The sequence below is a fragment of the Pseudomonas sp. S1_G07 genome (assembly GCF_054668565.1).
On record NZ_CP162778.1, the window covers coordinates 5,872,898 to 5,891,127 of the forward strand.

An 18,230-nucleotide genomic window follows, 5' to 3' on the forward strand; every position below is an offset into this window, starting at 1 on the left:
GCAGCTGTTCATATCCGTATGATCGCGATTCCTCGCCCCCTGCGCCTGACCTTTTACTCCCTATTGATCATCGCCGGTGCGTTGCTCGCCGCTGCCGTGGCGACCCGCCATGCCGAACGCCAGGCCCTGGTGGACGATGCGGCCCGTGCCAATCAGCAACTGGCGCTCTATGCCAACTCCCTGCACACCCTGATCGAACGCTACCGCGCCCTGCCCGCCGTGCTGGCGCTGGACTCGGAGATGATCAATGCCTTGAAGGGCCCGCTGGACGCCGCCACCCAGGACCTGCTTAACCGCAAGCTGGAGCGTATCAATGGTGCCGCGCAATCCTCCACGCTGGAACTGATGGACCGCACCGGCCTGGCCGTGGCCGCCAGCAACTGGGCGCTGCCGAGCAGCTATGTCGGGCACAACTACGCGTTTCGGCCCTATTTCAGCCAGACCAGGATCCAGGGCACCGGGCGCTTTTACGCGGTAGGCGTGACCACCGGGATTCCGGGGTACTTTCTCTCCAGCGCAGTGCTCGACGAACACCAGCAGTTCCTTGGCGCCATGGTGGTGAAATTGGAATTCCCTGAACTGGAGCGGGAATGGGCCCAGGGTAATGATCTGTTGTTGGTGAGTGACGCGCGCGGCATCGTGTTTATCGCCAACCAGCCAGGCTGGCGTTATCGCAACCTGCGACCGTTGACCGACAGCGACCTGGCCGAACTCAAGGCCACCCGCCAATACGACAAGAAACAACTGCTGCCGCTGGAAACCAGCAGCCTGCAGCGCTTCGACGACAACAGCCACCTGATGCGCGTCAACGGCCCCGACGGCAGCGCCAACTACATCTGGGAATCCCTGCCGTTGAAGGCCGAAGGCTGGACCCTGCATCTGTTGCGCAAACCGCAGTTTCCGTTTGAAGACCAACGCAATGCCGGCCTGGCCGCCGCTGGTTCCTGGCTGGCGCTGGTGTTCCTGGTGCTGTTCCTGAGCCAGCGCTGGCGCCTGGCCCGCTTGCGCCAGCGCAGCCGCGAAGAGCTGGAGCAATTGGTGGAAGAACGCACCCAGGCCCTGCGTACGGCCCAGGACGGCCTGGTGCAATCGGCCAAGCTGGCAGCACTGGGGCAGATGTCGGCCGCCCTGGCCCATGAAATCAACCAACCGCTGACCGCCCAACGTATGCAACTGGCCACCCTGCGCCTGTTGCTGGACCACGGTCGCGTGGACGACGCCTACAAGGCCCTTACGCCGCTCGACGACATGCTCACGCGCATGGCCGCGCTCACCGGCCACCTCAAGACTTTCGCGCGCAAAAGCCCCAGCGGCCTGCGCGAACGGTTGGACCTGGCCAGCGTGGTCGACCAATCCCTGCACCTGCTCGACGCACGACTGCGCGCCGAAGCCATCGGCGTCGTACTGGACCTGACCCGCCCCGCCTGGGTGCGCGGCGACGCGATCCGCCTGGAGCAGGTGCTGATCAACCTGCTGCGCAACGCCCTCGACGCCATGCTCGACAAACCGCATAAACGCCTGGAGATCCGCCTGCACGCCGACCAGCAGCTTTGGCTTTTGAGCGTCAGCGACAGCGGCGGCGGCATTGCCGAAGAACACCTGAACAACGTGTTCGACCCGTTCTTCACCACCAAGCCCGTGGGTGACGGCCTCGGCTTGGGGCTGGCGGTGTCCTACGCTATCGTGCACGAATTGGGCGGACGCCTCAGCGCCGGTAACCGGGGCGACGGCGCGGTGTTCACCCTGACCCTGCCTATCGCGCTGGAGACGTCGGACCTATGTTGAATGCGGTGATTGTGGTCGATGACGAAACCAGCATTCGCACGGCCGTGGAGCAGTGGTTGAGCCTGTCGGGGTTTGACGTGCAACTGTTCAGCCGTGCCGAAGCCTGCCTGGCGCAATTGCCCAAGGACTTTCCCGGGGTGATCTTGAGCGACGTGCGCATGCCTGGGCTCAGCGGCCTGGAGCTGTTGGCCGAGGTGCAGCGGCGCGATGCCGATTTGCCAGTGATCCTGCTCACCGGGCACGGTGACGTGCCGATGGCGGTGGAAGCCATGCGTGACGGCGCCTACGACTTTCTGGAAAAACCCTTCAGCCCCGACGCCCTGCTCAATAGCCTTCGCCGGGCGCTGGACAAACGCGGGCTGATCCTGGAGAACCGCCGGCTGCACCAACAGGCCGATCATCGCGAGCAGCTCGAATCCAGCCTGCTCGGGGTGTCGCGCAGCTTGCACACCCTGCGCCGCCAGGTGCTCGACCTGGCGAGCTTGCCGGTCAATGTGTTGATCCGTGGCGAGACCGGCAGCGGCAAGGAGCTGGTCGCCCGTTGCCTGCATGACTTCGGCCCACGGGCAAAGAAGCCGTTCGTGGCGCTCAACTGCGCGGCGATCCCAGAGCAACTGTTTGAAGCCGAGCTGTTCGGCCATGAAAGCGGCGCGTTCACCGGCGCCCAGGGCAAGCGCATCGGCAAGTTGGAGTATGCCCACGGCGGCACGCTGTTCCTCGACGAGATCGAAAGCATGCCCCTGGCCCAGCAGGTCAAACTGCTGCGCGTGCTGCAGGAGCAGAAGCTGGAGCGGCTGGGTTCAAACCAGAGCATCCGCGTGGACTTGCGCATCATCGCCGCCACCAAGCCGGACCTGCTGGAAGAGGCCCGCGCCGGACGTTTTCGCGAAGACCTGGCCTATCGGCTCAACGTGGCACAACTGCGCCTGCCGCCGCTGCGCGAACGCCGTGAGGATATTCCGCTGCTGTACGAACACTTTGCCCAAGAAGCCGCCGTCCGCCTGGGCCGCCCTGCCGAGCCGTTGAGCGGCCCGGCGCTGGGGCGCCTGCTCAGTCACGACTGGCCAGGCAATGTGCGTGAACTGGCCAACGTCGCCGAACGCCAAGTGCTGGGCCTTGGCGAGCCGGAACCGGAAGGCATCGAGGCCGGGCAATCGTTGGCGGCGCAGCAGGAGGCGTTTGAGGCCCATTGCCTGAAAGCCGCACTGACCCGGCACAAAGGCGATATCAAGGCCGTACTGGCCGAGCTGCAACTGCCCCGTCGGACGTTCAATGAGAAGATGCAGCGGCATGGGTTGGTGCGGGAGATGTTTCTCTAGGCCGTTTTTTGCAGCGCCTGCCAAGCCGTCATCGCGGGCGACCGCCCATGCCGAGCAGGGGCACATAGGCAAGCCCGGCGCCCCCCCCTACAAGTCTAACCATACAAGCTGGCTTGCCTGCGATAAGGTCGGCAGTCATAAGCGGATTTCCGCTCACCACCTCACATTTGTCAGCGACTTTTCGCTCAAAAAAAACCGCCCCCCTTCTAGACCGGGCCTTCATCTGCCTGGCACAGCTCCTGCTATAGCCGAAGCAGGCAGCGTTCGCGCCGCTCCATAAAAACAACTAGATGAAGGATCCTTCAATGGATAACTCCAACACTTTGCCTCTGGGGTCGGCGGCCGCGCCGGCACAGGAACGCACCACCACCAGCCGGATCAAATCGATCTTCAGCGGCTCGGTCGGCAACATGGTCGAGTGGTACGACTGGTACGTCTACGCCGCCTTCTCGCTGTACTTCGCCAAAGCCTTCTTCCCCAAAGGCGACACCACCGCGCAACTGCTCAACACCGCCGCGATCTTCGCCGTAGGCTTCCTGATGCGCCCGATCGGGGGCTGGCTGATGGGCCTGTACGCGGACCGCAAAGGTCGCAAGGCCGCGCTGATGGCTTCGGTACTGCTGATGTGCTTTGGCTCGCTGATCATCGCCCTGAGCCCGGGTTATGAAACCATCGGCGTCGGCGCTCCGATCCTGCTGGTGTTCGCTCGCCTGCTGCAAGGCCTGTCGGTAGGTGGCGAATACGGCACCTCGGCCACCTACCTGAGTGAAATGGCGACCAAGGAGCGTCGTGGCTTCTTTTCCAGCTTCCAGTATGTGACCTTGATTTCCGGCCAGCTCATCGCGCTGGCGGTGCTGATCGTGCTGCAACAAGTGCTCACCACCGAGCAGTTGTACGACTGGGGCTGGCGTATCCCGTTCGCCATCGGCGCCCTGTGCGCGGTGGTTGCGCTGTACCTGCGTCGCGGCATGGAAGAAACCGAGTCGTTCACCAAAAAAGAAAAAGCCAAGGAAAGCGCGATGCGCACCTTGATGCGCCATCCCAAGGAACTGATGACCGTGGTCGGCCTGACCATGGGCGGCACCCTGGCCTTCTACACCTACACCACCTACATGCAGAAATACCTGGTGAACACCGTCGGCATGAGCATCTCCGACTCCACCACCATCTCGGCGGCGACGCTGTTCCTGTTCATGTGCCTGCAACCGATTGTCGGCGGGCTGTCGGACAAGGTGGGGCGCCGTCCGATACTGATCGCCTTCGGCATCCTCGGCACCCTGTTCACCGTGCCGATCCTCACCACCCTGCACACTATCCAGAGCTGGTGGGGCGCGTTTTTCCTGATCATGGCGGCGCTGATCATCGTCAGCGGCTACACCTCGATCAACGCGGTGGTCAAAGCCGAACTGTTCCCCACCGAAATCCGCGCCCTGGGTGTGGGCCTGCCGTATGCACTGACCGTGTCGATCTTCGGCGGTACCGCTGAATACATCGCGCTGTGGTTCAAGAGCATCGGCATGGAGACCGGTTATTACTGGTACGTGACCGCGTGTATCGCGGTTTCGCTGGCGGTTTACGTGACCATGAAGGACACCCGCAAGCACTCGCGCATCACCACGGACTAACTGTCTGACGCGGTAAAAACCGTGGGAGCGGGCTTGCTCGCGAATGCATTCTGTCAGCTATCGAATGTGGTGACTGACACTCAGCATTCGCGGGCAAGCCCGCTCCTGCATTGGTTATGATGCGTACCCCAGAACCGAGTATGAAACAGGCCATGTCCGACGATATCCATTTCTACGAACCCGCCAACGGCCACGGCCTGCCCCACGACCCGTTCAATGCCATCGTGGGCCCACGGCCGATCGGTTGGATTTCATCACACGACCACGAAGGCCGCCTGAACCTGGCGCCCTACAGTTTTTTCAATGCGTTCAACTACATTCCGCCGATCATCGGGTTCTCCAGTGTCGGGCGCAAAGACAGCCTGAACAACATCGAACAGACCGGCGAGTTTGTATGGAATCTGGCCACCCGCCCGCTGGCCGAGCAAATGAACCAGAGTTGCGCGGCCGTCGCGCCGGACGTGAATGAGTTCGAATTGTCCGGCCTGACGCCAGTGGCCTCGAAGATCGTCGGCGTGCCGCGTGTAGGCGAGAGCCCGGTGTCGTTCGAGTGCAAGGTCACGCAGATCATCCAGCTGCAACGCGCCGATAAGGCGTTAGTGCCGAGCTGGCTGGTGCTGGGCGAAGTGGTCGCGGTGCACATTGCCAAGTGGCTGCTCAAGGACGGCATCTACGACACCGCCGCTGCCGAGCCGATCCTGCGTGGCGGCGGCCCGGCGGATTACTTCCAGTTGGGCCCGGAGGCGTTGTTCAAAATGCACAGGCCAGGCGCCACTCGCTGATTGGAGTGCAATGAAACCTGGGCAGGTGGTGTGGCCTAGTTTGCCGCAGTTTCCCAGGCCAACTGGCCTTCTTCATCCACATTCACAAGCCGCTCCAGCTGCACGGTGGCGGCATCGTCGGCATCGGAGGCGGTCTTGAACGTCTGCCCATCCAGGATCTTGTGGAACCGCGGGGCGCCCATGCCGTCCAGTGCCTTGACGGCAACGGCAGCGCTATAGCCATCCTCTCCCGGTACAACGGCGGAAACGGCTTCGTGGTGGGAAAATTGTTTACGTGCCATGTTGCAGGTCCTGGCCAATGGAAAGTCGGCCATTCTAACCCGTCAACCGGCGAGTTGCAGGTACTCGCCGTAGGCGTGGGCGGAAGCGTCGGTGAAGGTCTGGAAGTCCATGCTACGAACCACCATGTCGTTCAATAGCTCTGTAAAGATCATCAGCGCCGCAGAGTCGAAGTAGGCGCTCATCGCCTGCTCACTGCTCCAGAAACCGGAGATCAACCAGACATCAGGGTCGACCTGGGAATGCAGCAACGAGAATTGCAGGCAACCCTGAGCCTGGCGGCCCGGTTCGATCAAACTGCTCAAGCGTGCACCGAGTTCGGTGCTGCACCCGGTGCGGGCGCGGATAAAGGCCATATGGCTCGCGGGAATGGGGGTGGACATGTTCGACTCTCCCGTTGAGAAGTGATGCTCGGCAAGCACTGTGGGGGGCGTGTTGCCACAGGATCAAAGATAACGGCACGGATGCGGGCGCGGTTAGTCAATTCCTGCCGGCTTATTGCACAATCCTGCGAGAAGCCTAGAAGGGACGTTTGGCCGACAGGGTGTATTCCATGCGCCAACGCCGTGTTTCAGGGAGATGACAAGCCCCAGCCTTGCCTGATTAACGAAAGGCCGCAGGATCAGGCAAGGATTATGCAGAATCGACCTAACACTGTTTGAATAGCCGCCACTAAGCTGAGCCCATCACAGCAGCCTGCAGAGGACGCTCCATGCCGTCGCCCACTAATCAGCCCAGCCCCCTCGATGCCGAGATGGAAAAACAGCGCGCCGAACTGGCCAGTATCGTGCAGCGGCATACCTGGGAAGATGGCTCCTATGGCACGGCGATCACCTCGCTCTACCTGAACCGCCACAATACGCCGCGCGACTTCAGCCCGGTGCTGGTCGAGCCCGCCCTGTGCATCCTGGCCAGCGGCCGCAAGGAGGTGCGCCTGGCCGACGAAATCTTTGCCTATGACCCGCTCAATTACCTGGTGTTCTCGGTGGCGATGCCGGTGGCCGGGCGTATCCTCGATGCCACGCCCGACGATCCCAACCTGTCGGTGCGTATCAATATCGACCCGGCGCAGCTCACCGCGCTGATCGCCGAAGCCGGCCCGATGGGCGTGCCGTCGCGTCCGACATCACGCGGGATGTACGTCGACCGTATCGATACGCCATTGCTCGACGCCGTGCTGCGCCTGGCGCGCCTGCTGGACTCACCGAAAGACATCGCCATGTTGGCACCACTGATCAGTCGGGAAATTCTCTACCGCTTGCTGCGCGGGCCTCAGGGTTATCGCTTGTATGAAATAGCCGTGGCCAACAGCCAGAGCCATCGGGTCAGCCAGGCGATCAAGTGGCTCAACCGCAACTACGAGCAGCCTTTGCGCATCGATGACCTGGCCAAGGAAGTGAACCTCAGCGTCTCGACCTTGCACCACCGCTTCAAGGCGATCACCGCCATGAGCCCGCTGCAGTATCAGAAACAGCTGCGCCTGCAGGAAGCGCGCAGGCTGATGATTGCCGAAGGGTTGGAAGCCTCGGCGGCGGGGTATCGGGTGGGGTATGAAAGCCCCTCGCAATTCAGCCGGGAGTACAGCCGGTTGTTTGGCGCACCGCCGTTGCGGGATCTGGCCAGATTGCGCCAAAGCGTCTGACACATTTTGCCCGCGTGCATTCAGTCCAGACCGCGGGGCAGTTGGAGCGTCACCCGCAACCCACCCTCACGCAAATTCTGCAAACTCACTTCGCCGCCATGGCTGTGGGCAATATTGCGCGCAATGCCCAGGCCCAAGCCATACCCCTGTTGCTGCCCGGCCAGGCGGAAGTGCGGTTCGAACACCTGCTCCAGGCGTTGCTCCGGAACGCCAGGGCCTTCGTCATCGACATGCAGGACAAACTCCGCGCCGTCATCCTCGATATGCAAATGCGCGTTCTGCCCGTACTTGAGGGCGTTGTCGATCAGGTTGCCGATGCACCGCTTGAGCGCCAGCGGTTTGCCGGGGTAAGCCGCCAGAGCCGCGCCATCGAGGGTGACGCGACCGTTACCGTTGGGCGCCACATAAGGCTCCACCAGGCACTCGAGCACATGGTTGAGGTCGACCGGTTGGATGTTCTCGTGGATATCGGTGTCTTTCACGCACTGCAGCGCACCTTTTACCAGCAACTCCAGTTCATCCAGGTCGCGGCCGAACTTGGCTTGCAGGTTCTCGTCTTCCAGCAGTTCCACGCGCAGGCGCAGACGGGTGATGGGCGTGCGCAGGTCGTGGGAAATCGCGCTGAATAACTGGCTGCGCTCGGTCAGGTAGCGGCTGATGCGCTCGCGCATGGCATTGAACGCGCGTCCCACTTCCACCACTTCGCTGCCGCCGCCTTCGGCCACCGGCTCCACATCGGCGCCCAGGGACATATCCCGCGCCGCCCGCGCCAGGCGCTTGAGCGGCCGGCTCTGCCAGTGCACCAGCAGGCCGATGAACAACAGCAGAAAACCGCTGGTCAACACGATGAACCACACCTGCTGGGAGGGCAGGCCCTGCTCTTCGAGGCTGGTGTAGGGCTCGGGCAACAGCGAGGCGATGTACAGCCATTCGCCGGGGGCGAGTTGGATCTGGGTGACCAGCACCGGCGGGTTCACCGGCTCCAGGGTCAGCGCGTAATGGGCCCAGGAACGCGGCAACTCATCGAGCTTGAGGCCGGCGTTGAAAATACGCAGGTCTTCGGCGCTGACGAACTCCACCGAGATATGCACATCGGCGCCGAGGGTCTGGCGCAGCACTTCATCCACCGCCACCAGCACCGCTTGTTTACGCGGGGTTTCGGGCAAGACCTGCATGTCCAGCGGGCGATCATTGAGGGTCACCACAAACCGCGTGCCGCCCATGCTGCGCAACTGGTCCAGGACCAACGGGCGATAGGCCACCGGCAGCGAACGGAAATAACTCACACTGGCGGTCATCGAATGCGCCAGGCTGCGGGCGCTGGTGACCAGCCCTTCGAGCTGGGTGGCGCGCAATTGCGAGACCCAGATCACGCTGGACAGCGCCTGGGCGAACAGCACCGCCAGCAAAGTCAGCAGCAGCATGCGCCCCAGCAGTGAGCGCGGTACCGGCAAGCGCCGACGGCGTTCGCTCAGGTGTTCAGTGGGCATTGCCGGCAACCACGCTGGCTGCCAGTTGATAACCGCTGCCACGCACGGTGCGGATCAGCCTGGGGGGTTTCTCGGTATCACGCAGGCGTTGGCGCAGGCGGCTGACGGCCATGTCGACGATACGGTCCAACGGCATCAGGTCGCGGCCACGGGTGGCGTTGCCGATGGTGTCGCGGTCGAGAATCTGTTGCGGGTGGTCGAGAAACAATTTCAGCAGAGCAAAGTCGGCTCCGGAAAGGATCACTTCTTCACCGTCAACGTGGAACAGACGGTGGCTGATCATATCCAGGCGCCACTCATCGAACACCAGCACATCACCAGCACCGCTGCGTTCCTGGCCGAACTGGCAACGGCGCAACAGCGCCTTGATACGGGCCTGCAACTCGCGGGGGCTGAACGGCTTGCCGATGTAGTCGTCGGCGCCCAGCTCCAGGCCGATCACACGGTCGGCCTCGTCGGAACTGGCGGTGAGCATGATGATCGGCACCTGCGCCTGGCGCGGGTGCTGGCGAATCCAGCGGCAGAGGCTGAAGCCGTCTTCGTCCGGCAACATCACGTCCAGGATGACCAGGTCGCACGGCGCCTCGTTCATGGCCTGGCGGAACCCCGCGCCATCCGGTACGCCACGTACCTGGAAGCCGGCGCGACTGAGGTAGGTTTGCAGCAATTCGCGGATTTCCTGGTCGTCGTCGACGAGGAGAATCGATTTACTGATTACGCTCACGGGGTCCTCCTTGTTGTTATGGCTGTAGGAGCGAGCTTGCTCGCGAAAAACCTGAGCCTGACGCGTATAACCTGATGCGCTGCGTTATCGTTGACGTTTTTCGCGAGCAAGCTCGCTCCTACATTGCAAAAGCCTGCTCGAGCGCCACACCCGCCCCGGTCAACCCGGAATACGGCGCGGTCACCAGCCACACCGGAATGCCCTTGAAGTAGTCGCTCATGCAGCCTTTGTCACTGAAGCTTTTGGCGAAACCGCTGTGGATAAAGAAGTCGGCAAACCTCGGTATCACCCCGCCCACGATGTACACGCCACCGCGCCCACCGGTGGTCAGCACGTTGTTACCGGCCACGCGGCCCAGCCAGATGCTGAACTGATCCAACACTTCCATCGCCACCGGATCGCCGGCCAGGCCCGCCGCCGTAATGGCTTCGGGGGTGTCCAGGACCGGGGGGTGCCCGTCCACCGCACACATTGCCCGGTACAAACGCGGTAGGCCGCCACCGCTCAACACGCTTTCGGCGCTGACGTGGCCGATCTCGTTGTAAATATGCTGCCACAGCTGGGCTTCCCGCGGGCTGCTCAGGGGCAGGTCGACATGGCCGCCCTCCCCCGGCAACGCCGCGTAACGGCCCGCGCCGAGGTCCAGCAGGGTACCGACGCCCAGGCCCGTGCCCGGGCCGATCACCACTGCCGGGCGCAAAGGTTCCGGCGTGCCTTCGCAGACCACGCGGAACTCGTCGGGCTTGAGGCGGGTCATGCCCAGGGCCATGGCCGAGAAGTCATTGACCAGCAGCAGTTCGTCCACCTGCAAAGTCTTGCAGAACGCCGTCTTGCTCAGGCGCCAGTGATTGTTGGTGAATTTGAATTCATCACCGCTCACCGGCCCGGCCACCGACAGGCACACGGCGCCGATGTCGCCGTTGTCCAGGCCTTCTTCCTGCAGATAGGCCTTGATCGCCTCTTCAGGGCTCGAGTAGTCCACCGTGGCATGCACACGAATCGAATGCAGTGCCGAATCTCGCCACAACGCAAAACGGGCGTTGGTACCCCCGATGTCACCGACCAGCGCAAGCTTCACTTAAGCGTCTCCAAGGCAGAGGTAAAGGCGCTGGCGCCCTGCTCTGCGGAGCTTGCGGCCAAGCGCATGAATGCAAACAGTTCGCGACCGGCCCCCACGTTATTGCCCAACAGGCCCGTGGCAGGCGCGCGCGCGGCAAATTCTTCAGCGTCCACCTTAAGCTCCAAGGTGCCTGTCACGCCATCCACGCGAATGATATCGCCATCGCGCACCCGCGCCAGTGGCCCACCGCTCTGGGCTTCGGGGTTGACGTGGATCGCGGCGGGAATCTTACCCGAGGCGCCGGACATACGCCCGTCTGTCACCAACGCCACTTTGAAACCGCGGTCCTGCAACACCCCGAGGAACGGCGTCATCTTGTGCAGTTCGGGCATACCGTTGGAGCGCGGGCCCTGGAAACGCATCACCGCGACGAAGTCTTTTTCCAGCTGGCCGGCCTTGAACGCATCGGCCAGGTCCTGCTGGTCCTGGAACACCACCGCCGGGGCTTCGACGATTTGATGCTCAGGGGCCACGGCGGAGACTTTCATCACGCCACGGCCGAGGTTGCCTTCCATCACACGCAAGCCACCTTCCGGCGAGAACGCGCGGGCGACGGGGCGCAGGATGTTTTCGTCGAGGCTTTCGATGGGCCCGTCGCGCCAGACCAGCTCGCCATCGACCAGGAAAGGCTCCTGGATATAGCGGCTCAGGCCCTTGCCGGCCACGGTGTTGACGTCTTCGTGCAGCAGGCCGGCCTCGAGCAGTTCGCGGATCAGGAACGACATACCGCCCGCCGCCTGGAAGTGGTTGATATCGGCCTTGCCGTTCGGATACACGTGGGACAGGGTCGGCACCACCTCGGAGAGGTCGGCCATGTCCTGCCAGGTGAGGATGATGCCCGCCGACATGGCGATGGCCGGCATGTGCAGGGTGTGGTTGGTGGAACCGCCGGTGGCGTTGAGGGCAACGATGGAGTTGACGATGGATTTCTCGTCGACGATCTCGCCGATCGGCGTGAAGTTGCCGTTGGCCTTGGTCAGGCGCGTGACCTGATGCGCGGCTTCGCGGGTCAGCGCATCACGCAGTGGCGTGTAGGGGTTGACGAACGAGGCGCCCGGCAAGTGCAGGCCCATCACTTCCATCAGCAACTGGTTGGTGTTGGCGGTGCCATAGAAGGTGCAGGTGCCGGGGCTGTGATAGGACTTCATCTCCGACTCCAGCAGTTCCTCGCGGCTGGCCTTGCCTTCGGCGTAGCGCTGGCGCACATCGGCTTTCTGCTTGTTGGAGATGCCCGACGGCATGGGCCCGCCGGGCACGAAGATCATCGGCAGGTGGCCGTAGCGCAGGGCGCCCATCATCAGGCCGGGCACGATCTTGTCGCAGATACCCAGCATCAGCGCGGCGTCGAACATGTTGTGGGACAGCGCGACCGCCGTGGACATGGCGATCACTTCACGGCTGAGCAGGCTCAGTTCCATGCCCGGCTCGCCCTGGGTCACGCCGTCGCACATGGCTGGGGTGCCGCCGGCGAACTGGCCGACCGAGCCGACTTCGCGCAGGGCGTTCTTGATCTGTTCAGGAAAATGCTGGTACGGCTGATGCGCCGAGAGCATGTCGTTATATGAAGAAACAATTGCCACGTTGGCGGCATTCATCATGCGCAGGCTGTTTTTGTCTTCGGTGCCGCAACCGGCCACGCCGTGGGCGAAGTTGGCGCATTGCAGCTTGCCGCGCATCGGACCGTCGCTGGCAGCGCCGCGAATGAGCGCAAGGTAAGCCTCGCGGGTGGCGCGGCTGCGGGCAATAAGCCGTTCGGTGACCTCAAGAACGCGGGGATGCATGTGTAGAACTCCAGGCTAACGGATGTGGCGACCTGAGTGTCTATGCTGATCAAACGCCCGCAGCTCATGGGATGGCAGAGAGTCGTTTGGATCATCGGACCAGTTGATTCAGGTCACTCGTTGTAGATTGAACAAAATATTGCCACTAAAAAGGCTTGTTTTCTATTTTTATGCGAATAATCTTGTAATTCTTACAACAAATCGACGACAGGCACTTTCCAATGACTCTACGTATCGCAATCAATGGTTTTGGCCGTATCGGCCGTAATGTCCTGCGCGCACTGTATACCCAAGGCTATCGCCAGGATTTGCAGATCGTCGCCATCAATGATCTGGGCGACAGCTCGATCAATGCCCACCTGCTCAAATACGACACCGTCCATGGCACATTCGAAGCAGAGGTCGCCCACGATCAGGAAAGCCTGACCGTCAATGGTGACCGGATTGCCGTCAGTGCCATTCGCAACCCGGCCGACCTGCCGTGGGCTGCACACAAGATCGACGTGGTGTTCGAATGCACCGGCCTGTTCACCGACCGTGACAAGGCTGCCGCCCATATTAGCGCCGGCGCGCGCAAGGTGATCATCTCGGCACCGGCCAAGGGCGCGGACGCCACCGTCGTCTACGGCGTCAACCATGACATTCTGCGTCAGTCCCACCAGATCATCTCCAACGCCTCGTGCACCACCAACTGCCTGGCGCCGGTTGCCCAGGTGCTGCACCGCGAGCTGGGCATCGAAAGCGGCTTGATGACGACCATTCATGCCTACACCAACGACCAGAATCTGACCGACGTCTACCACACCGACCCGTACCGCGCGCGCTCGGCCACCCAGAACATGATCCCGAGCAAGACCGGCGCCGCCGAAGCGGTGGGCCTGGTGCTGCCGGAACTGGCCGGCAAGTTGACCGGCATGGCCGTGCGCGTGCCGGTGATCAACGTGTCGCTGGTGGACCTCACCGTACAGCTGAAAAAAGAAGCCACGGCGGAGGAAGTCAACGCACTGCTCAAGGATGCCAGCCAGCATTCGAAAATCCTCGGCTACAACACCCTGCCGCTGGTTTCCAGTGACTTCAACCATAACCCGCTGTCGTCGATCTTCGATGCCAACCACACCAAGGTCAGCGGCAAGCTGCTCAAAGTGCTGGCCTGGTACGACAACGAGTGGGGTTTCTCCAACCGCATGCTCGATAACTGCCTGGCGCTGTGCAACGCGGAATAACCCGAGCCTGAGCGCAGGTTTGTGTGGGAGCGGGCTTGCTCGCGAATGCGCTGTGTCAGGGGAATACAGTTTTAACTGACCCAGCGCATTCGCGAGCAAGCCCGCTTACACATTTGATTTGTGCAAGGCGAGGGAATAGCCACTTGCCATTTGAGTTGATGATAAGCATTATCATTAACTGAAAATCGGTCTGGTATCACTGTGAGCCAATCTCGCTTCAACCAAGTCTTTCTCACCCAAAGGGTGATTCTGCTACGCACCTTGCAGCGGATGGTGAACAACCACAGCACCGCCGAAGACCTGTTACAGGAAACCTACCTGCGCGTCACCCGGGCCCTCAGCGAGCGGCCAATCGATCACCTCGAACCCTTCGTCTATCAAACCGCACGCAACCTGGCGCTGGACCATTTGCGCTCGCGCAGGATTCAGGCCCGGACACTGCAGGAAGATGTACCGCTGAACATCCTGCAAAGCGTCGCCGCGCCCATCAGCACACCCGAAGACGCGACCCAGGCCGAGCAATTGCTGGAGCACCTGAGCGTCAGCCTGGGCCAATTGAGCGCGCGCCAGCAGCAGATATTCATCCTCAGCCGTCTGCACGGTTGCAGCTACCAGGAAATTGCCGACCAATTGAATGTGTCCTTGAGCACCGTGCAAAAGGAACTGAAATTGATCATGGCCATCTGCATAGGTGTGGCCGAGCGGCTGGATCAGCCTTAAGCTTCACCCGCAGAAGCGTCGACCCAAGCTGTAGGAAATATCTATAAAACGTGGCGAAGACCCGAGGAACCCCGTGAAGGCTCCGAATAAACTGCGCCCCCATGAGCTGGCTCATGAGGTGCTGCAAGACCCGGCGATGGACCAGGCCCTCGATTGGCTGATCGCCCTGCAGTGCCCGCAGCCCGGGCAACAGGCCGAATTTGAAGCCTGGCTGGCCGCCGCCCCCGCCCATGCCCAGGCCTTTGTCAAAGCTCAGGCCACCTGGGGTGGCGCGCCGGTGCACAGTGCCGCCGTCGCCCTGGCCGCGCCGCGCAGGCCCAGCGCCTGGCGCCGGGTCAAACCGCACTGGAAACCCTTGGCGACCGCTGCCGTGCTGCTGATTGGCATGCTCAGCTTCAGCAACCTGCCGGTGCGCCTGCAAGCTGACCACCTCACCGTGGTGGGTGAGCGCCAGCGCCTGCAGTTGGATGACGGTTCCAAAGTGTTACTGAATACCAATTCGGCCTTTTCCAGCAGCATCCAAGGCCATCGGCGCATCGCCCGCCTGTACCAGGGCGAGGCGTTTTTCGAAGTCGTGCCCTCCCCTGGCCTGCCACTGGAAATCGACGCCGGCCCCGTGCGCGCCAGCGTGCGCGATACCGCCTTCGCGGTGCGCTACCTCAATGGCGAAGCTCAGGTGCGGGTGCAACGCGGTGATGTCGACCTGAGCAACACCGTGAACGATGCCCGCGTGCGCCTGAGCGCCGGTGAAAGCATCCGCATCGGCCCCAAGGGTTTCGGCCAACCCGTGAAGCTGGATGCCAACAGGGACCTGGCCTGGGTGCAAGGCCGCCTGGTCTTCGAAAACTGCCCGATGAGCGAAGTGCTCGCCGAGCTGCGCCGCTATTACCCCGGCTGGATCGTCAACACCAACGACCAGCTCGCCAGTGTCGCGGTCACCGGCAACTACCGCCTCGACCAGCCGCTGGACGTGGTGCGCTCCCTGGCACACATCACCTCGGCCAAGCTCTCGGAATACCCGGCGCTGGTCATCCTCAACTAAATGAGAATAATTTTTACTCGATAGCCAGCGGTGGTACGTCTCGTCTTAGCCAATGCAACTGATTCCTATTTGATTCGGTTCGCAACTATAAGATTCGTACCCCGGAGCGCTCTCGATGTCCTCTCGTTTCAACCGCCGGTCTCTTTCGCCCGTCCTGTCCTTGCTGACCGCCGCCATCCTGCTGGCCGGCGCGCCGGTGCTGAGCGTCAGCGCCGCCGAACCTGCCCCGCGCAGCCACGACCACTACACCTTCAGCATCGAGCAACAACCGCTGGTCTCGGCACTCAACGCCTTCAGCGCCGTGACCGGTTGGCAGGTGGGCCTGCCCGCCGAGTTGGGCCAGGGCGTGTCGTCCCCAGGCGCGCGCGGCGCGTTGTCGCCAGAGAAAGCCCTCGACCGACTGTTGCTGGGCACCCACCTGAGCTACCGCAAACTGGGCAACAACACCATCGTCCTGGAAAAGCGCGCAGCGGGCAGCACCCTCAACCTGCAACAGGTGACGATCAGCGCCACCCGTAATGAGCAGGACGTCAACAGCGTACCGAGCAGTGTCAGCGTGCACGAACGCGAAGAACTCGACCGCCGGAACGTGAACAACATCCGCGAACTGGTGCGCTACGAGCCTGGTGTATCGGTCGGCGGCGCCGGCACGCGCGCGGGCAATGCCGGGTTCAACATCCGCGGGATCGATGGCGACCGCATTCTCACCCAGGTCGATGGCGTGGAAGTGCCGGACAACTTCTTCAACGGTCCCTATGCCAAGACCCGACGCAATTACGTCGACCCGGAAATCGTCAAGCGCGTGGAGATCCTGCGCGGCCCGGCTTCGGCCCTGTATGGCAGCAGCGCCATCGGCGGTGCGGTGAGCTACTTCACCCTCGACCCGGATGACCTCATCAAGCCCGGCCAGGATGTCGGCGCCCGCCTGAAGACCGGCTACAGCTCGGCCGACGAAAGCTGGCTGACCTCCGGTACCTTCGCCGGCCGTGTGCAGGACTTCGACGGCTTGCTGCACCTGAGCCAGCGCAACGGCCATGAAACCGAATCCTACGACGGCAACAACGCCACCGGCCTGGCCCGTACCGGCGCCAACCCGGAAGACGCGCGTACCACCAACGTCCTGGCGAAACTCGGCTGGAACTATGGCGATGACAACCGCCTGGGCCTGACGTACGAGAAGTACAAGGACGATCGCGACGTTAATCTGAAGAACGCGGTCGGAGGCCCGTTCATCGGCGGTCGGGGGTTCAATTTGTATCGAGCCCGCTCGGGCAACGACACCATTACCCGTGAACGCTTCGGCCTGGAGAACAGCGTGGCCCTCGAGTCGCCAATGGCCGACCGCCTCAAGACCAGCCTCAACTACCAGATCGCCAAGACCGACCAGACCACGGCAGAGGTCTATCAATCCGGCCGACGTGTGTTGCGCACCCGCGACACGCTTTACCAGGAAAAACAGTGGGTCTTCGACGCACAACTGGACAAGGCTTTCAGCCTCGCTGCCACCGACCACCAAGTGACCTACGGCACCACGCTCAAGCAGCAGAAAGTCACCGGTTCCCGCGAAGGCGCAGCCACCTGCCTGGCGGTGGGTTCCGGTTGCACGGCCATCGGCGCCCCCAGCCCGATGGCCAGCGACAGCGTGAAGAAGGCCAGTGACTTCCCCGACCCGACCATTAACACCTACTCGCTGTTCGCCCAGGACCAGATCAGCTGGGACAAATGGACCTTCCTGCCGGCCCTGCGCTATGACTATACCCAGCTCAAACCCAAGCTGACCCAGGCGTTCCTCAACACCGTCAACCCGACCGGCGCGTATACCGTCGATGGCAAGGACAAAACCTGGCACCGCGTCACACCCAAGTTCGGCCTGACCTACGCCCTGACCGACCACTACACCTGGTTCGGCCAATACGCCGAGGGCTTCCGTACCCCGTCCGCCAAGGCATTGTATGGACGCTTCGAAAATCTCAACCTGGGCTACACCGTCGCGCCCAACCCCGACCTCAAGCCGGAAACCAGCAAAGGTCTCGAAACCGGGATTCGCGGCAGGTTCGACGCAGGCTCCTTCGACATCGCGGTGTTCTATAACAAGTACCGCAACTTTATCGACGAAGACAACGCGGTTGTCGGCGGCACTGTCGAGCAGTTCCAGGCGGTCAATATCAAGCGCGCCACCATCAAGGGCGCGGAAGCCAAGGGGCGCCTGAACCTGGATGCGTTCGGCGCACCGAAAGGCCTGTATACCCAAGGTGCGATTGCCTACGCCTACGGGCGCAACGACGACAATGGCGAGCCACTCAACAGCGTCAACCCACTCAAGGGTGTGTTCGGCCTGGGCTACGACCAGGACAACTATGGCGGCCTGCTGAGCTGGACCCTGGTGAAGAAACAGGATCGCGTCGATAGCACGACATTCCACGCACCCGACGGCGGCACCGACGGCCCCTTCAAAACCCCGGGCTTCGGCATTCTCGACCTGACCGCCTACTACAAGGTCACCCCCGACGTGACCGTCAACGGCGGCCTCTACAACCTCACCGACAAGCAGTATTGGAACTGGGATGACGTGCGCAGCTACGACAGCGTCGGCGAAGCCGCTGTGACCGGCCCGGCCAACCTCGACCGCCTGACCCAGCCCGGACGCAACTTTGCGATCAATGTGATCTGGGATATCTGAAAACACCGCCCCCTCCCC

The 18,230-nt window shown here is 62.4% G+C and carries 15 protein-coding genes; 9 read left to right on the plus strand and 6 right to left on the minus strand.

Translation table 11 applies throughout. From position 1 onward, the window contains the following. Positions 1–18 precede the first annotated feature (18 nt). The 4 genes from AB4O05_RS26825 (at position 19) to AB4O05_RS26840 (ending at position 5,511) form a co-directional block, all read left to right on the plus strand. Positions 19–1,785 carry a sensor histidine kinase gene (locus AB4O05_RS26825; RefSeq protein ID WP_460134329.1) on the plus strand — a complete coding sequence of 589 codons (1,767 nt, stop codon included), beginning with the start codon at positions 19–21 and terminating at the stop codon, positions 1,783–1,785. Next, positions 1,779–3,104, plus strand: a complete 1,326-nt coding sequence (locus AB4O05_RS26830; RefSeq protein WP_460134328.1) for a sigma-54-dependent transcriptional regulator — start codon at positions 1,779–1,781, stop codon at positions 3,102–3,104. The genes AB4O05_RS26825 and AB4O05_RS26830 overlap by 7 nt, the downstream gene beginning before the upstream one ends. A 305-nt stretch (positions 3,105–3,409) precedes the next feature. Next, complete coding sequence (locus AB4O05_RS26835) at positions 3,410–4,729, plus strand: MFS transporter (RefSeq protein ID WP_460134326.1); 1,320 nt, start codon at positions 3,410–3,412, stop codon at positions 4,727–4,729. Between the two features lie 152 nt (positions 4,730–4,881). Continuing rightward, complete coding sequence (locus AB4O05_RS26840) at positions 4,882–5,511, plus strand: flavin reductase family protein (RefSeq protein ID WP_460134325.1); 630 nt, start codon at positions 4,882–4,884, stop codon at positions 5,509–5,511. Positions 5,512–5,546: 35 nt separating this feature from the next. On the opposite strand, the gene AB4O05_RS26845 is transcribed toward AB4O05_RS26840, so the two are convergent. Both AB4O05_RS26845 and AB4O05_RS26850 read right to left on the minus strand, forming a co-directional pair. Then, complete coding sequence (locus tag AB4O05_RS26845; RefSeq protein WP_460134323.1) at positions 5,547–5,825, minus strand: hypothetical protein; 279 nt, start codon at positions 5,823–5,825, stop codon at positions 5,547–5,549. A 9-nt stretch (positions 5,826–5,834) separates the two neighbouring features. Next, positions 5,835–6,173: an antibiotic biosynthesis monooxygenase family protein gene (locus AB4O05_RS26850; protein WP_460134321.1), complete on the minus strand. Its 339-nt coding sequence runs from the start codon at positions 6,171–6,173 to the stop codon at positions 5,835–5,837. A 329-nt stretch (positions 6,174–6,502) separates the two neighbouring features. On the opposite strand from AB4O05_RS26850, the gene AB4O05_RS26855 reads away from it, so the two are divergent. Then, positions 6,503–7,432: an AraC family transcriptional regulator gene (locus tag AB4O05_RS26855; protein WP_460134320.1), complete on the plus strand. Its 930-nt coding sequence runs from the start codon at positions 6,503–6,505 to the stop codon at positions 7,430–7,432. A gap of 20 nt (positions 7,433–7,452) precedes the next feature. Here AB4O05_RS26855 and AB4O05_RS26860 read toward each other — a convergent pair whose 3' ends face one another. The 4 genes from AB4O05_RS26860 to edd all read right to left on the minus strand — a co-directional run bounded on the left by AB4O05_RS26860 (position 7,453) and on the right by edd (position 12,547). Further along, positions 7,453–8,922, minus strand: coding sequence for an ATP-binding protein (locus tag AB4O05_RS26860; RefSeq protein ID WP_460134318.1), 1,470 nt, complete (start codon positions 8,920–8,922; stop codon positions 7,453–7,455). Then, positions 8,912–9,646, minus strand: a complete 735-nt coding sequence (locus tag AB4O05_RS26865; RefSeq protein WP_460134317.1) for a response regulator — start codon at positions 9,644–9,646, stop codon at positions 8,912–8,914. The genes AB4O05_RS26860 and AB4O05_RS26865 overlap by 11 nt, the downstream gene beginning before the upstream one ends. Positions 9,647–9,764: 118 nt before the next feature. Further along, positions 9,765–10,724 carry a glucokinase gene (locus tag AB4O05_RS26870; RefSeq protein WP_460134316.1) on the minus strand — a complete coding sequence of 320 codons (960 nt, stop codon included), beginning with the start codon at positions 10,722–10,724 and terminating at the stop codon, positions 9,765–9,767. Further along, complete coding sequence (edd, locus tag AB4O05_RS26875; RefSeq protein WP_460134314.1) at positions 10,721–12,547, minus strand: phosphogluconate dehydratase; 1,827 nt, start codon at positions 12,545–12,547, stop codon at positions 10,721–10,723. Before edd ends, AB4O05_RS26870 begins: the two co-directional genes overlap by 4 nt. 221 nt (positions 12,548–12,768) lie before the next feature. On the opposite strand from edd, the gene gap reads away from it, so the two are divergent. The 4 genes from gap (at position 12,769) to AB4O05_RS26895 (ending at position 18,212) form a co-directional block, all read left to right on the plus strand. After that, on the plus strand, positions 12,769–13,770 hold the full coding sequence (gene gap / locus AB4O05_RS26880; protein ID WP_460134312.1) for a type I glyceraldehyde-3-phosphate dehydrogenase: 1,002 nt from the start codon (positions 12,769–12,771) through the stop codon (positions 13,768–13,770). Between the two features lie 201 nt (positions 13,771–13,971). Beyond that, the gene (locus AB4O05_RS26885) at positions 13,972–14,490 is read left to right on the plus strand and encodes an RNA polymerase sigma factor (RefSeq protein WP_460134310.1); all 519 of its coding nucleotides are present in this window, start codon (positions 13,972–13,974) and stop codon (positions 14,488–14,490) included. 73 nt (positions 14,491–14,563) lie between these two features. After that, on the plus strand, positions 14,564–15,532 hold the full coding sequence (locus AB4O05_RS26890; protein WP_460134308.1) for a FecR family protein: 969 nt from the start codon (positions 14,564–14,566) through the stop codon (positions 15,530–15,532). Between the two features lie 115 nt (positions 15,533–15,647). After that, positions 15,648–18,212, plus strand: coding sequence for a TonB-dependent receptor (locus AB4O05_RS26895; RefSeq protein ID WP_460134306.1), 2,565 nt, complete (start codon positions 15,648–15,650; stop codon positions 18,210–18,212). Positions 18,213–18,230: the final 18 nt, after the last annotated feature.

Bases quoted from the DNA above. Each gene is read 5' to 3' on its own strand.
- AB4O05_RS26825 (WP_460134329.1), top strand. From the start codon at position 19: ATGATCGCGATTCCTCGCCCCCTGCGCCTGACCTTTTACTCCCTATTG.
- AB4O05_RS26830 (WP_460134328.1), top strand. From the start codon at position 1,779: ATGTTGAATGCGGTGATTGTGGTCGATGACGAAACCAGCATTCGCACG.
- AB4O05_RS26835 (WP_460134326.1), top strand. From the start codon at position 3,410: ATGGATAACTCCAACACTTTGCCTCTGGGGTCGGCGGCCGCGCCGGCA.
- AB4O05_RS26840 (WP_460134325.1), top strand. From the start codon at position 4,882: ATGTCCGACGATATCCATTTCTACGAACCCGCCAACGGCCACGGCCTG.
- AB4O05_RS26845 (WP_460134323.1), bottom strand. From the start codon at position 5,825: ATGGCCGACTTTCCATTGGCCAGGACCTGCAACATGGCACGTAAACAA.
- AB4O05_RS26850 (WP_460134321.1), bottom strand. From the start codon at position 6,173: ATGTCCACCCCCATTCCCGCGAGCCATATGGCCTTTATCCGCGCCCGC.
- AB4O05_RS26855 (WP_460134320.1), top strand. From the start codon at position 6,503: ATGCCGTCGCCCACTAATCAGCCCAGCCCCCTCGATGCCGAGATGGAA.
- AB4O05_RS26860 (WP_460134318.1), bottom strand. From the start codon at position 8,922: ATGCCCACTGAACACCTGAGCGAACGCCGTCGGCGCTTGCCGGTACCG.
- edd (WP_460134314.1), bottom strand. From the start codon at position 12,547: ATGCATCCCCGCGTTCTTGAGGTCACCGAACGGCTTATTGCCCGCAGC.
- gap (WP_460134312.1), top strand. From the start codon at position 12,769: ATGACTCTACGTATCGCAATCAATGGTTTTGGCCGTATCGGCCGTAAT.
- AB4O05_RS26895 (WP_460134306.1), top strand. From the start codon at position 15,648: ATGTCCTCTCGTTTCAACCGCCGGTCTCTTTCGCCCGTCCTGTCCTTG.